The sequence below is a fragment of the Pseudomonas sp. SA233 genome (genome assembly GCF_054792385.1).
On the sequence record NZ_CP096449.1, the window covers coordinates 306,439 to 319,507 of the forward strand.

General features: G+C 56.1%; 14 protein-coding genes, 1 tRNA gene and 1 pseudogene. 2 read left to right on the forward strand and 14 right to left on the reverse strand.

What is annotated here, in order from left to right; translation table 11 throughout:
- Nucleotides 1–233: 233 nt before the first annotated feature.
- Together M1D87_RS01385 and M1D87_RS01390 are read right to left on the reverse strand one after the other, a co-directional pair.
- The gene (locus M1D87_RS01385) at nt 234–440 is read right to left on the reverse strand and encodes a DUF3079 domain-containing protein (RefSeq protein ID WP_123085521.1); all 207 of its coding nucleotides are present in this window, start codon (nt 438–440) and stop codon (nt 234–236) included.
- 91 nt (nt 441–531) lie between these two features.
- Complete coding sequence (locus M1D87_RS01390) at nt 532–2,049, reverse strand: caspase family protein (protein WP_421091524.1); 1,518 nt, start codon at nt 2,047–2,049, stop codon at nt 532–534.
- Nucleotides 2,050–2,795: 746 nt separating this feature from the next.
- Here M1D87_RS01390 and M1D87_RS01395 point away from each other — a divergent pair.
- On the forward strand, nt 2,796–2,999 hold the full coding sequence (locus tag M1D87_RS01395) for a type II toxin-antitoxin system RelE/ParE family toxin (RefSeq protein WP_259677125.1): 204 nt from the start codon (nt 2,796–2,798) through the stop codon (nt 2,997–2,999).
- Nucleotides 3,000–3,318: 319 nt separating this feature from the next.
- On the opposite strand, the gene M1D87_RS01400 is transcribed toward M1D87_RS01395, so the two are convergent.
- From M1D87_RS01400 to M1D87_RS01430, 7 genes and pseudogenes are all read right to left on the reverse strand, one after another.
- On the reverse strand, nt 3,319–3,954 hold the full coding sequence (locus M1D87_RS01400; protein ID WP_061303813.1) for a hypothetical protein: 636 nt from the start codon (nt 3,952–3,954) through the stop codon (nt 3,319–3,321).
- Nucleotides 3,954–4,928, reverse strand: coding sequence for an ImmA/IrrE family metallo-endopeptidase (locus M1D87_RS01405; protein WP_061303815.1), 975 nt, complete (start codon nt 4,926–4,928; stop codon nt 3,954–3,956). The genes M1D87_RS01400 and M1D87_RS01405 overlap by 1 nt, the downstream gene beginning before the upstream one ends.
- A 169-nt stretch (nt 4,929–5,097) precedes the next feature.
- A pseudogene (locus M1D87_RS01410) lies at nt 5,098–5,433 on the reverse strand (hypothetical protein); the annotation flags it as partial.
- A gap of 34 nt (nt 5,434–5,467) precedes the next feature.
- On the reverse strand, nt 5,468–6,061 hold the full coding sequence (locus tag M1D87_RS01415) for a DUF4145 domain-containing protein (protein WP_421091525.1): 594 nt from the start codon (nt 6,059–6,061) through the stop codon (nt 5,468–5,470).
- Nucleotides 6,062–6,090: 29 nt separating this feature from the next.
- Nucleotides 6,091–6,645, reverse strand: a complete 555-nt coding sequence (locus M1D87_RS01420) for a hypothetical protein (protein ID WP_123085522.1) — start codon at nt 6,643–6,645, stop codon at nt 6,091–6,093.
- 88 nt (nt 6,646–6,733) lie between these two features.
- Nucleotides 6,734–6,809: transfer RNA gene (locus M1D87_RS01425), tRNA-Thr, on the reverse strand.
- Between the two features lie 98 nt (nt 6,810–6,907).
- Complete coding sequence (locus M1D87_RS01430; protein WP_025337360.1) at nt 6,908–7,156, reverse strand: hypothetical protein; 249 nt, start codon at nt 7,154–7,156, stop codon at nt 6,908–6,910.
- A 575-nt stretch (nt 7,157–7,731) separates the two neighbouring features.
- Between M1D87_RS01430 and M1D87_RS01435 the strand changes: the two genes are divergently transcribed.
- The gene (locus tag M1D87_RS01435) at nt 7,732–8,022 is read left to right on the forward strand and encodes a DUF3077 domain-containing protein (protein WP_003257466.1); all 291 of its coding nucleotides are present in this window, start codon (nt 7,732–7,734) and stop codon (nt 8,020–8,022) included.
- Between the two features lie 275 nt (nt 8,023–8,297).
- Here M1D87_RS01435 and M1D87_RS01440 read toward each other — a convergent pair whose 3' ends face one another.
- From M1D87_RS01440 to M1D87_RS01460, 5 genes are all read right to left on the reverse strand, one after another.
- Nucleotides 8,298–9,503, reverse strand: coding sequence for a methyltransferase (locus M1D87_RS01440; RefSeq protein ID WP_123085524.1), 1,206 nt, complete (start codon nt 9,501–9,503; stop codon nt 8,298–8,300).
- A gap of 124 nt (nt 9,504–9,627) precedes the next feature.
- The gene (locus M1D87_RS01445; RefSeq protein WP_123085525.1) at nt 9,628–10,317 is read right to left on the reverse strand and encodes an ABC transporter permease; all 690 of its coding nucleotides are present in this window, start codon (nt 10,315–10,317) and stop codon (nt 9,628–9,630) included.
- The gene (locus tag M1D87_RS01450) at nt 10,317–11,009 is read right to left on the reverse strand and encodes an ABC transporter permease (RefSeq protein ID WP_013970485.1); all 693 of its coding nucleotides are present in this window, start codon (nt 11,007–11,009) and stop codon (nt 10,317–10,319) included. The genes M1D87_RS01445 and M1D87_RS01450 overlap by 1 nt, the downstream gene beginning before the upstream one ends.
- Before the next feature lie 54 nt (nt 11,010–11,063).
- Nucleotides 11,064–11,816, reverse strand: a complete 753-nt coding sequence (locus M1D87_RS01455; protein WP_013970486.1) for an ABC transporter substrate-binding protein — start codon at nt 11,814–11,816, stop codon at nt 11,064–11,066.
- Nucleotides 11,817–11,827: 11 nt separating this feature from the next.
- On the reverse strand, nt 11,828–12,601 hold the full coding sequence (locus M1D87_RS01460) for an ABC transporter ATP-binding protein (protein ID WP_003257472.1): 774 nt from the start codon (nt 12,599–12,601) through the stop codon (nt 11,828–11,830).
- Between the last annotated feature and the right edge of the window lie 468 nt (nt 12,602–13,069).

Below are 13,069 nucleotides of genomic sequence, written 5' to 3' on the forward strand. Positions count from 1 at the left end.
AGATGGCCCAGCCCTTTGGGCTGCGCTGTCGCGTAGATAACTGAATTTGCAAGCAATCCGCGTACCCTGTGGGAGCGGCTTTAGCCGCGAAGAATCCAACGCGGTGCATGGCACCGGCTGCGCCGGTGTTCGCGGCTAAAGCCGCTCCCACATGGACCCTGCTAATTCAATGAGTTATCTGCAGTTCTATGAGTGCCCGGCTTGCCGGCGATGGGCCACAAAGCGGCCCCATTTCACCTAGGCCCTGTCCCTTGCTCGCGATCAATCGGCTTCTCCAGCCGGTCCTCGAAACTGTCCCAGTCCTCACCAAACAGTTCCACCGGGTGCATGGTCCGACTCGCCCCATTGCCACAGGCCAATGACTTGGCCGGGCAGTACAGGTCGCAGCCCCAGCAGATGCGCTCCGGGTGGCTGGGGGTTTTGGGGAATTTCTTGGCCATGGTTTCCTTCCCTCAAGGGCTGACTGATCTCAGGCTAAGCTGCGTGCCGGCGTCAGGCTTGATTGAGATCAATCTTGGAGAGGGGGATGGCTTATTCAGTTCTTTTCTTTAGCTCGGTCTCCAACCATTGGGTGATCTCTTTCTTTATATGATTAGAGGCAGCCTCTGCAGCCTTTTTTCCATTTACGTTAACCTTGATGGTTCTCCATTTTTCGCATAATGGAGATGAATAGTCTTCCCAGTTTTTTCTATTCAGCGTCTCGTAAGAAAAGTGAATGGAAAGTGATCGGTTGGAGTAGATGGAAATAGTATGCACAGTAATAGGTGGTGCGATTTCAAATACTGGATTGAAATCCAATCTCAATATTCTGTTTTGCGCTGAATGGGTATAATTGAATCCGTTCACATATTGTTTGGTTTTTGTTACGGTTTCCAGCTTGTACTCTACTTCTTCTTGATTTCGATATCGTGAAAGTGCGCTTAAAGATGCGCCAATTATTCCGAATGGATCATTTTTTGTCGTGGGTTTTTTGGGCAGGGCTTTATATTCTTCGGTTGTGTAGCTTTTTGTTCCGTACGCCACGGCGGCAAAATAATTTTCTTCAGCTTTACTGTTGAGCCACTCTCCGATTCTGGATTGATTGGGAATATCGCTAGGGAACAAATCCGCGTCCAGAGAGATCTTGTAGATTTTTTTTATTTCAGTAGGCCAGCTTTCTATCTCTTTTTTGAATTCATTAATGAAAGCAATAAGAGTTTGCTCGTTGTAGCATGTGGATGTGGATATTTTTTGAACCCTCGCATAAATGGATTCTTCTTTTGGCGCGGGTGGCTGAGTTTTTGGAGTGGCCTCTTGACTGTCTTGCTCCTCTGAAAAGCCAAATAACTTGTTTATTATGTTGTGAGTCTGCTTTGTGATTGTTCCGAATTTTTCTATGTTGTCGGATTGGGTTGCAAATATCGGTTTGGGTCCGCCTTTATCGGCGAAGTCATCTGCGACCGCAGCCATAATTTCTCTGTAGCGCACTTCACCTTCTAGTTCGGATATGGCTGTTAGAATGCTCTCTGTAAAATAACTGAACTCAGTGCCTGCATAAGATGATTCGCTATCTCTCGAAGAAAACCAGAAGTATACATCGTTCAAGCCGTATTTTTTGGCTGACTTTGTAAGTTCCTCTTCAGCGTTGAACTCGCTTTTAATGTATTGGGTGCCACTAAAGCATGCGTCGATTATTTTAATGCAGAGTTTTGGTGACAGTGTTTTTATCCAATCGTCCAGTTCCGAATTTCTAAGCCCGGTAGTTTCCTTGCGTTTAGGGTCGAAGTCGGATAATACATAGAAAAAGTCATCCTCAAACCGTTCTCCGTGACCTGAAAAATAAAAGAATAGTTCCTTCAGATCTTCGCCCTTGTACTTTTCTACAAGGTCAGAAATTTTTCGCTTAATCTCCGATGCTGATTCGTTTTCGCCCAAGAAAAGTATTTCTTCTAGGTGCTTCACGTTCTCGATAACTGCTTTAATTGCTGCGGCGTCTTTTTTGCAGGCTGATAAATCGTCGAAACTCTTTGATTCGTACTTTTCCACGCCTATAACGATAGCTATTTTCATTTGGTGTTTTTTGCTTGGTCTAATAGTTGTTTAATTCCACGGGGTTGGCACGCTTTATACCTGTTCCCTGGTGTTTTCTGCTATTTAAGCAGGACTATTGCTTCGAAAAAACCATCATGTGGCTGGTTTGAAACGGAACGATGAGCCTCATGAATGATGCTTCGATAGAGAGCCAGTGTCATCTCATTTTCGTGAAAGCGGGGTTGAAACGACTGTGAGGCGGGCATGGCGTCGATCCCGTACAAAGGAAGTGGTAAGCATACCAACTTGGCTAGCGCTATTGGGGATCAAGGCCCCTGCGAGCTATAAGAGTCTCCACTGAGACGGGTCTGCGACTCCTTACGACCGAGATCAATGGGATTTCACGTTTTATTGCGCCCTTGAAAGTTTGGGTCGCTTTGGGACTGTCGACGACAGCGCTTGCGCCTTCGCGTGAGCACCTGTGGATAACTGCAGCCAAGGCAAGATTTTACGGCAGGATTACCGAGCGAAATCCAGAAACATTTTTGCAACCGTCAAGCGCATGCAACTGCGCTACATTTCTCAGCCTCTGGCATCTACGCCAGTCATATCCTTGGTAATCTTTTCCGGGTACCGCTTTGAGAAAGTTTGCGTTTGCCAGTCCAGCAGCTGAGCGTGAGTACAAAGGCCTGCCACAAGATGTCCCAGGACGACTTCGGTAAGGACCTGCGGCGCATTCAGTATGGGCAGGCCCTGAGCGGCCGATAAAGTCGCTGACTGTCTCGGTGGGGTTGGGAGCGATAGAGTTCATCATCAACGGCAGTCCTGCATTCCGATGCGTCTATGTGGCCAAATACGCGGATATGGTCGTTGTGCTGCATTCGATCGTGAAAACGACCAACAGGTCTGACCGGCATGCGATGCAGGTTGCTGAAGACCGCATGAAGGAGTTCAAGCATAAGCTTTGCAAGATGGGCTACAGGGTCTAGCTGTCAGGCGCTTGAGAGATAACAATCTGGGGAGCGGGGGGCTCCTTGCGTGGGTAGTAGCTAGCTAAGTGTAATCACACCGCTGCGGCCTTGTCGCTCTTCGCTTCGTGGGGATAGTTCTTGAGTGTTTGGTCAGCAGTAGGAAAAGCCAGCGGGTTCTGGTCGGTAAAGGAGGTGACGGAGCGCCGGGCGATGAACGAGCTGGAGGGAAGCCAGGCGCGCATGGCGCAGGCAAATGTCGAGTTAGATGATGGGGGCGATCGCATGCTCTGAGTTACCAGCGCAGTGGTAGCCCGAAGGGTACAGAGATTTTGCAGAGTTACAGCAGCCAGCGGATATCGTTGGAGTAACTGTGAAGGCACTCCAAACAGTGTTCTGGGCCTCTCCCATATCCAAATGCGGCACGAAGCACCTGATCATATTTTGATTCGACTACCTGCGCTTTCGCTGCACTAACTTTTTGATTTATATGATCAAAGCCGAAGTTGCTCACCAAGCCGATCATGCAAGATTCTAAGCAGGTGACTTTAGCTCTAAGGAACTCGAAATGCTGGGGCTGATCGTAATTGCAAATGGCGCGTAGGGCTCGTTTGTCGCCAGTTAAAATCCGGTAGTCGATTACCCTTTCATGATGATCTTTGGCGTGCATGAATAACGCCTGCTCTCCCGGATCGATCTCTGGGATTTCGTTTAAGTGCTCAAGCAGATCAAAATCAATCGGAGCCTCAGGCAGCACTTGGCAGGAGTCAAGCAGTTCGTTGATGCGCTCAAATGCCTGAACACTACCCACATACCGTGCAATTGCTTTCTCGGGATCGTTCAGCCTAAGGCTATACCTTAGCGTGTTTAAGACAGAGCAGTCTTTAGCGCTGGAGCGTAGCAGGTCCAGCGCTTCTCCGATAAGGTCGCATTGAGCAAGTTTTACAACAAGATCATTGTCCGACAGTAGAATCATTATAGACCAACTAAAGTCCCTAGCAATGAAAGGCTGTCTTCCTTGAGCTCGTCTTTTACGTTCTCTAGCAGTAATCGGTTAACTAGATCTTGATCTTTCTTATCTTCACTCAGCACTTTTAGAGTGGCGGTGCATAGTGCCCAGAAGTTGCCGTTGTGCGCGCTATTTAACACCACGTGGGTGGGGTCAATCGAATGCTGTTTACCATACTCGGTCGCCATTCTGGCAAGTACAGGCGCTTTATAGAAGCCAGTGAGGGTAAGCCGCGGCTGCCGACCTGTAAGTAGCTCTAACGCATAGGCGTCTGCAGCGCGTTCCGCATCGTCTTTACCGTTGGCATCCTCTTCGATGCTGGTGTCAACGATGGCGCCATTGGGATCAAGATGACCCAAGGCAACATGACCCAGCTCGTGCGCCAAGTGGAACAACAGGTATCCGCATGCCTTACGCGAGGACAAGACGATTGTCGGACGGCCACGAGTGGCCATAGCAATACCGTCCATCTTGCGTTTCATCAAAGAAGACGCCAGATGAACGACTGGAATGCCCGCTTGCCAGCAATAACTGAGTAGACTTTCGAGATCTACCCAAGGTTTGCCACTCGCTAGGATCTGCTGACGCACTGCCGCAGCAGAACCAGGACGTATGAACTCACGGTCATAGGCTGAGAGAACAAGCTTGCTGGCACTACGAGCCAGAGCGACGGCAAGCTGCACATCGTCCTCAGTCGTACCTTTCACCAGTTTAAAGCGACGCATCTCAGGCAGATCGAACTCGACCCGAGGTGGATCCTCGACGAGAGGTCGTATCTTTAGGTTAAGCGCTTTGGCCACCATCAGCTTGGCTTGTTGAAGCCCCGCAGGGGTATCGGCAATGGCATCTTCCCACCAAGACGGCAGAACAGCTTGCACCGCCTTCTTCGGGAGACCGTGAGCTCGGAGGGCACTGTAAAGATTCTGAATAGTATCAGTCATGTCCCCTCCTTTATCTGCGGGTGAACCTTCGACCTCGCGATGATAGCAAAATCACACGTTATTGCACGATTTTTGCCCCTTTGGAGCCTAACCCTTGGCCTATGCCAGAACATTTGACTAGACCGACCATGTCTTGGCGCGCGCAATCGTTCCCCCGGATTCGCCTTATTTACTCTGCCGAAGGGGATACGAGGGGCAGGCTGAAATCGTAAATGTCGAGCATCGCTTCGTCGCGGTGGCCGCTGGCGTCTTGCTTTTGCTTACGATCACCGGGTGTGTCGGTGATGCCGCGACGTTTGAGGTCATGCAATGCGAAGCGCTGCTCCTCGGTGATGATGCCGTCCTTGATTGCCCTGGTGATGAAGCGCAGCTAGGTACTGTCCAGGCTGCTCTTCTGCACCTTCCCGCCGTGGGCGGCCACGATGATGAGGCGACGCTCGGCCAACGCTGGAATAGGGTAGGCCTGATTGGCCCATACGTGGCGCTTGTGCGATTTTGCGCCCTCAGGGGGGGGCTCAACCCGTGTGTGCGCACACGTATTACTTTGCTCTTCCTCGTTCTACGCGGCTTCGCAAGACGAATAAGAACTGTGCAAGCGCTTGAGCGAATTCAGTACAGCGCTGCGCATCACCTGTCGTAGGCAAGTCAGCTTGGTCGTCAGCATGCCGCTGGTCATTAGCATCAAGGCGGACTTCATGGGCCCACGCTGCCATTTCGGAAGTGATCAAGTGCTGCGCTGCAGCTTTATCAATTCGTGTGTACAGCGACCCATCCTTGAGACCTTTCTCCTTGAGCATTGCATCGACGCACGACGCAGCCAGCATTACTGCGCCTGCAGGTGCATGGATGCTAGCGATTGCCTGCTCCAGATACTGCTTAGAGCGACCTGGTACAGCTTCGTCGACTTCCGGAATAGAAGGCCACATTGCGTGAATGAGAGGGTTCTTCGTCTCCACCCAAGCAGCTGTGAGCATCACTCCCCCGCAGGTCTTGCAGTAATAGGAAGCCCATGTGCGCCGGTCTTTACCGGCGCTATCGGTCGTTTGGAAGGACGAGCACTGGCTGAGGTTGGGCTTTGCCACATTGCAATGGGGGCAGCGGGCCAGATGGATATTTTGTGTTTGGAGCATCATCAGCAATCCCTGTTCAGATCACTTCGCTGTCAGTCACCGTTGTTGATACGTTTCAGCTGTGCGGTGACCCACTGGCACATTTCCGCCATAGCCATTGCATCATCGAAGCTGACGCTTTCTTCGGTTACGTGAACAGCTGAGTTTCGGATGCGTCGCAAATTAGCGATCGTTTCGACAGTGAGCTGATCAAGTACCCCCTTCTCCAGCAGCGCCTGGAGCTGCCTTAAAGCAGGTTTTCCGATCACGAACTTGGCGTCATTTTTTTTCGCAATGGCGTTCAGCTCGACTTCGACTGGAATCCAGGCGCTGAGGATGGCCGCTCTGGGGTCTGCCTTGGCCAGGGCGCGGAAACTGATTGGGGGATCTTCAGGTGTTTCCGCAGGCTTCGATGCGGCTGCGTCTACCTTTTCTTTGACCTCTTCGAGCTGTTCCCCGATGTCGACATGAAATTCACCGTACTTAACGGTACGAACTCGGGGTATCAGTTTGCGGAGCGGGGCCCGAAGCAGATAGGCCAGCCAGATTACGGCTACCGGCCAAGCCAGCGATGAGAGAACAGAGGAAAAGAACTGCAGCCAATCCATGGAGCACCTCTAGCAGCCGCTTGGTACGTGTGTTGGTACGTGCAGGGGCAAAAAAAAGGGCCTGCATCGCTGCAAGCCCTTTTTTATATGGTGCCGGCACCAGGAATCGAACCCGGGACCTACTGATTACAAGTCAGTTGCTCTACCATCTGAGCTATACCGGCAATGGGGCGTCATTATAACGATCGGTTGGCGCCTGTAAACCACTTCGTTGCGAATGTTCGCAAATGACCTAAGTCACCGGTCTGAAAGAAGAATTTTCCTACCAGCCGCGATGGATGGTGGTGACGCTCGGCTCGGTTTTGCCCGGGTTGAAGAACAGCTTGTCGTTGTCGCAGCCGCGCTTGCGGCAGGGGCTTTCGGTGCGCAGGGGCAGGCCGTTGTCGCCGCCCAGCTGCATGCCGGGGTGGTTCCAGCCCAGGCTGCTGGTGGGGTGGGGAGCGGTGCCGCTGGCGCAGCCGGTCAGGGCCAGGGTGAGGGTCAGCAGGGCGAGGGGCTTGGCTTGGGTCACGATGGTCGGGTCCGTTAGTCCATTGTCGGTTCTGGCGCAACGCCAGAAGGTCGCGGGGCTGGCGGGCAGCGCGCGACGTCACTTTTTAATCATTTGGGGGGCGGATGATACACCGTTGGGCGGGATCAGCGGTGAGGCTTTAGCTTTTTGTTGCCTGTTCTGGCCTCTTCGCGGGTGAACCCGCTCCCACAGAGATATCACTGTTCTCAAGCCTTGTGAGATTCCTGTGGGAGCGGGTTTACCCGCGAAAGGGCCATCAGCCGTACGAAAATTCTGAACTAGGGAGCTAACAGCTTCAGGGTTTGGTGGCTTCGGAACTATCCTACGCGCGCCGCCGAAGTATCGCTGTTGTCGGGGAAATGGCTCACGGATACCGTTCTCGGGTCGCTCTGGCGACCGGGTGTGAGAACCCGATTTTGAACGTATCGGCTGCGTAATGGCGACCGTGCGCGGGCAGACCTTGGTCTGGCCGAGCTTCCTATGTTCACTCGGTTTCTCACCTCGTGCACGGTTGCCGCCTTTGTTCCGTGAGAAAGAATGAACACGGCAACTCCTTTGAACTAGGAGTTTGAAAATTGAAAACGATTGATACTGATCCCCGCAGCCCAAAGCCAATCACCACCGCAGGCGTGGAAACCTTCCTCGCAGCCGGTAACCCATCCCTCAATCTGCTACGCGTCGAGCCTGGCGTCCCCGTCGATGCTGCCTATGAGCATGTCTCGATCCTGATGGGCTACATCAAGCATCTGGTGCGCGAGGGGGATATGGAGGATGACCATAAATTCCTGGGCGCTGCCGATTATCTGTGCGACATGGCCAAGGCGCTGATGAACGATATCGAGATTGCCAAGAACAAGGCGCATTGAGCCCTGATGCGGTCAGTGTGGGACCGCGTGAATCAGGCCATTCTGGGTAAGGCTTTAGACGCAGTCGCCAACCACAAGAAATGTTTATGCACAAGTGGCATCGGCGACTTGCGCGAAAGGCATGCCGGATCGATACACCGCCGGTCTTTGCGCAAACGCCTGTTTTTACTGGCCTTGACGCGCAAGCCGGAATAAGCAAAACGCTTGAAATAGCGCTTGGATCCAACAGGTAATCACAAGCTTGTTCACAGAGTTATCCACAGGTTGCGCTGCGGCTAACGGTCGCGTTCGGCAAGGATTAGCAGGTTGCGCGGGGTGAGTGGGTAGTCGCAGAACAGGCCAAGGCGTACGTTGTAGCCTTGTTCTTCGAGGAACAGGGCTCGATCGAGTACCAGCCATAGCTCCAGCGGCCGGCGGAACAGGTTGCGCACGCGCTCCAGGTTGCGGACCTCGGCCAGGCGTTGCCAGCCGGCGGCTTCCAGGGCTGCCCAGTCCGGGTTGCCAGTCAGCTGCAATTGCTTGAGTTCGGCCAGGTCGCGGCAGTACTGCTCGAAGGGCTCCTCCAGCCAGGCCACGGGTAGCGACGGTGTCGGCAGGTACTCGTCGGTCTGGCGCTGCTGGCGTTGCAGCAGGTCGAAGCCCAGGCGCCGGGCCATCGAGGTGTCGCGCTGGCGCCGCACGCGGGCGCCGGCGGTAACGGTTTCGCTCAAGGGCAGGCCCAGGTCGTCCAGCGACAGCCGCAGGCTGGAGGCTTGGGCGGCTGTGGATAACGCCTGGTAATGCTGCGCCGCGATGCGGTTGTAGCAGCAGGGGGCTACGGCCAGTTGTCGGCAACCTTGCTGGCTGGCCAGTTGCATCAGTCGCACATGCAGGTCGCCGCAGGCGTGCAGGGCGACCACACTTTTGTCGCCAGCCAGGTGGCGGGCGCTGTCGTTGGCCATCACATCCTGGTGCACATGCTGCGCCGGCAAGTGGTGGTGCGTGCTCAGGGCCTGGCCGGCGGCGACCAGTTCGGCATCGTATTCCAGGCAGGTCAGGTGTTGGCCGGGTTGCAGCAGGCGGCGGCCCAGGTGGCCTTTGCCGGAGCACCAGTCCAGCCAGTGACGGGGCTGTTCGCGGAAGGCCAGGTGGCTGGCGAAGGCTTCGATCTGCTGCCATTTGCGGCCGGGGACGGCTACGTCGAGGCGATGCGCGGCGGGGGGCAGGTCGGTTTCCGGGAGGTTGCCGAGTGCCGAAAGCTGTCGGGCTTGCTGGGCCAGTTGCGGGAACGGGGCGGGTAACGGGGCAGCGGTGGTGTCGGTTTCGGCGTCTTCCAGGGAGCATTGGCGCAGGTGGGCGGCAAGCTCGGGGTGGGCGGTTTCCCAAGCCAGCTGCAGGCTGGTGAAGGGGCGGGGTTTCCACAGTTGCTGGTGCTCGATCAGGAACTGGTCGAGGGCCTGGAAGCGGGTGCTTAGGTGGGGGCTGTGGAGGTGGTTGGGCATGGGATGTGTGTTGTTTTTCAGGGCCTCTTCGCGGGTGAACCCGCTCCCACAGGTATAGTGCACAGCTTGAGGGCTGTGGGGTCCCTGTGGGAGCGGGCGTGCCCGCGAAGCAGTCAGTGAGGTCTCAGCGGCCCTGGCACGCATCCACGCGCAACCAGCGCTCCAGCAGCTTGAAGCCCTGCACCAGCACGAACGAGATCACCAGGTAGAACACCCCCGCGGCAAAGAAGATCTCTACCGGCAGGTAGGTGCGGGCGATGATGGTACGTGCCATGCCAGTCAGTTCCAGCAGGGTCACGGTACTGGCCAGGGCGCTGGCCTTGAGCATCAGGATCACTTCGTTGCTGTACGCCGGCAGGCCGATGCGCGCTGCGCGTGGCAGCATGATGTAGAACAGCGTCTTAGCCCGAGACATGCCCAGCGCCCGCGCCGCCTCGATCTCACCCTTGGGGATCGACTGCAGCGCGCCGCGCAGGATCTCGGCGATGTAGGCAGCAGTGTGCAGGGTCATGGTCAGCACGGTGCACCAGAACGGATCGCGCAGGTACGGCCACAGCGAACTCGAACGCACCGCGTCGAACTGCGCCAGGCCGTAGTAGACCAGGAACAGCTGCACCAGCAGCGGTGTGCCACGGAAGAAGAAGATGTAGCTGAACGGCACCGCGCGCACATACCAGTGGCGCGAGGAGCGGGCGATGCCCAGCGGGATGGCCAGGATCAACCCGGCAACCACCGCGATGGCTACCAGCTCCAGGGTCAGGGTCGCACCCTGGGCCAGGCGTGGCAGCCATTTGATGATGACTTCCCAATTCATTATTCAGCCCTCGCAAAGCCGCGAGCGGCGCGTTTTTCCATGAAGTGCATACCGGTCATGGCAATGATGGTCAGGCTCAGGTAGATGCAGGCCGCGACCATGTAGAAGGTGAACGGCTCTTTGGTCACGGTCACGCCGATTTGTGCGTGGCGCATGATTTCTTCCAGGCCGATCACCGATACCAGTGCGGTGTCCTTCATCAGGATCATGAACAGGTTGCCAAGGCCGGGCAGGGCGATGCGCCACATCTGCGGCAGGATGATCCGCGACAGGATGCGGCCTTTGGACAGGCCAAGCGCCAGGCCGGCTTCACGGTGGCCCTTGGGGATCGCCAGGATGGCGCCACGGAACACTTCGGTGGCGTAGGCGCCGAAGCACAGGCCCAGGGCGATCACGCCCGCCGCGAAGGCGCTGAGCTCCAGGCCCGGCATGTTCAGGGCTTCACCGAGGGCGTTCATCAAGCCGACGGTGCCGAAATAGATAAGCAGTACCCACAGCAGTTCGGGCACGCCGCGAACCAGGGTCGAATAGAAGCCACCAAGCCATTGCAGCGGCTTGATCGCGGAAGTCTTGGCCAGGGCGCCGAGCAGGCCCAGGACCAGGCCCAGCAGCAAGGCGCAAAGCGCCAGTTTTACGGTCATCAGGGTGCCGGCCATCATGGCCGGACCGAATCCGTGCAGGTCGATATTCATGGGCAGGTCATTCTAGGGACTGGCGCGCCGCAAGGGCGCGCCGGTCGGGGCGGATCATTCGATGCTGAACGGGAAGTACTTGTCGTTGATCTTCTTGTACGTGCCGTCGGCCTTGATTTCTGCCAGGGCCTTGTTCAGGTCGTCGCGCAGCTTGGTGTCACCCTTGCGCACGGCAATGCCGATCTTGTCGCTGTCCATCACTGGCTCGCCCTTGAACTCGAAGTTCGAGCCGTCTTTGCTCTTCAGCCACTCGTACTGCACGTACTTGTCGGCCAGGATGCCGTCGATGCGGCCGGAAACCAGGTCGAGGTAGGCGTTTTCCTGGGTGTCGTAGAGTTTGATCTCGACATCCGGGTAGTTGTCTTCAAGGTAGGTGCCAGCCAAGGTTGCGCGCTGGGTGCCAATGACCTTGCCCTTCAGCGAAGGTTTATCAGTCTTGAAGTCGACGTTTTTCGGCGCGATGAACTGCAGCTTGTTGGAGTAGTACGGCTCGGTGAAGTCCACGGCCTGTTTGCGCTCGTCGGTGATCGACAGCGACGACACCAGGAAGTCGAACTTCTTGGCGTTCAGGGCCGGGATGATGCCGTCCCAGTCGGAGGTGACGACCGAGCACTCGACTTTCATCTTGGCGCACAGGGCGTCGCCGATGTCTTTGTCGAAGCCGACCACGTTACCGCTGGCATCCTTGTTGTTGAACGGTGGGTAGGCGGCTTCGATACCCATGCGCAGTTTTTCTGCGGCCAGGGCGTTGGCCGACATCACCAGCGTGGCAGCAGCTGCCAGGAGGAACTTCTTGTAAGTGTGCATGTATTGCTCCGTTAGCGGTGGCTGGACATGAATTGCTTGCAACGCGCCGAGGTCGGGTTCTCGAAGACCTGCTGCGGCGATCCCTGCTCTTCGACCAGGCCCTGGTGCAGGAAGACGACTTCACTGGACACATGGCGGGCAAAGCTCATCTCGTGCGTCACCAGCAGCATGGTACGGCCTTCTTCGGCCAATGCGCGGATAACGTTTAGCACTTCCTGGACCATTTCCGGATCGAGCGCCGAAGTTGGCTCGTCGAACAGGATGACCTTGGGCTTCATGGCCAGGGTACGGGCAATGGCGGCGCGCTGCTGCTGGCCACCGGAAAGCTGGGCGGGGTAGCTGTGACGCTTGTCGTAGATGCCCACCTTGTTCAACAGGGCTTCGGCGGCTTCGATGGCCTCGGCCTTGCTCTGGCCGAGCACGCGGCGCGGCGCCTCGATGATGTTGTCGAGGATCGACATGTGCGGCCACAGGTTGAAGTTCTGGAAGACGAAACCGATCTCGCTGCGCAGGCGGTTGATCTGGCGGTTGTCGGCGGCGACCAGGTCGCCGTTCTTGGCGGCCTTGAGCTTGAGGGCTTCACCGGCAACCAGGATTTCGCCCTGGTGCGGGTTTTCGAGCAGGTTGATGCAGCGCAGCAGGGTGGACTTGCCGGAGCCGGACGACCCCAGGATGGAGATCACGTCACCGTCGCGTGCGGTCAGCGAAATGCCCTTGAGAATTTCCTGCTCGCCGTAGCGTTTGTGCAGATTGCGGATTTCCAGCGCGGGCGTGGCCTGAGCCATGTGCGGTCCTCATGTGTACGGGTGCGTTCCCAGCTGTTGGCGGCCTTCCTGGCGTGCGCCACGCTAGCATAGCGGCATTATCACGGCCAACAGGGTCGCTGGGGACTCGGGGCGCTGGTGGGGCAGTTTGTCGCATCGTTGCAGCGCAACGTCGCGCGGATGTCCGCGAAGGTGTCGCCCAGCACCAGAGCCTTGATGAAAAAAGGCGCGATGGTGCCAGCTTTGGCCCGCTCATGGAAGCGGTTTTAGACCTTTCGCGGGCACGCCCGCTCCCACAGGTTCTTTAAAAGGGCTCAAATGGTTGCACCTGACTTGTGGGAGCGGGCATGCCCGCGAACGGGGGCGGCCAGGTCTTTAGGTTGTACCTCTAGGTTGCACTTTTTTGCATTGCAGCGGTGCACAGGTGTTACCGGGGAGCACCTTTGGTGCGTTTGTAAGTGGGTATTTCAGTAATCCGATGATTTGATG

What these genes read in the sequence shown, in the direction of transcription:
- M1D87_RS01390 (WP_421091524.1), bottom strand. Translation starts at nt 2,049, where the DNA reads ATGAAAATAGCTATCGTTATAGGCGTGGAAAAGTACGAATCAAAGAGT.
- M1D87_RS01400 (WP_061303813.1), bottom strand. Translation starts at nt 3,954, where the DNA reads ATGATTCTACTGTCGGACAATGATCTTGTTGTAAAACTTGCTCAATGC.
- M1D87_RS01415 (WP_421091525.1), bottom strand. Translation starts at nt 6,061, where the DNA reads ATGATGCTCCAAACACAAAATATCCATCTGGCCCGCTGCCCCCATTGC.
- M1D87_RS01445 (WP_123085525.1), bottom strand. Translation starts at nt 10,317, where the DNA reads ATGAATTGGGAAGTCATCATCAAATGGCTGCCACGCCTGGCCCAGGGT.
- M1D87_RS01455 (WP_013970486.1), bottom strand. Translation starts at nt 11,816, where the DNA reads ATGCACACTTACAAGAAGTTCCTCCTGGCAGCTGCTGCCACGCTGGTG.
- M1D87_RS01460 (WP_003257472.1), bottom strand. Translation starts at nt 12,601, where the DNA reads ATGGCTCAGGCCACGCCCGCGCTGGAAATCCGCAATCTGCACAAACGC.
- M1D87_RS01405 (WP_061303815.1), bottom strand. Translation starts at nt 4,928, where the DNA reads ATGACTGATACTATTCAGAATCTTTACAGTGCCCTCCGAGCTCACGGT.
- M1D87_RS01385 (WP_123085521.1), bottom strand. Translation starts at nt 440, where the DNA reads ATGGCCAAGAAATTCCCCAAAACCCCCAGCCACCCGGAGCGCATCTGC.
- M1D87_RS01450 (WP_013970485.1), bottom strand. Translation starts at nt 11,009, where the DNA reads ATGAATATCGACCTGCACGGATTCGGTCCGGCCATGATGGCCGGCACC.
- M1D87_RS01440 (WP_123085524.1), bottom strand. Translation starts at nt 9,503, where the DNA reads ATGCCCAACCACCTCCACAGCCCCCACCTAAGCACCCGCTTCCAGGCC.
- M1D87_RS01420 (WP_123085522.1), bottom strand. Translation starts at nt 6,645, where the DNA reads ATGGATTGGCTGCAGTTCTTTTCCTCTGTTCTCTCATCGCTGGCTTGG.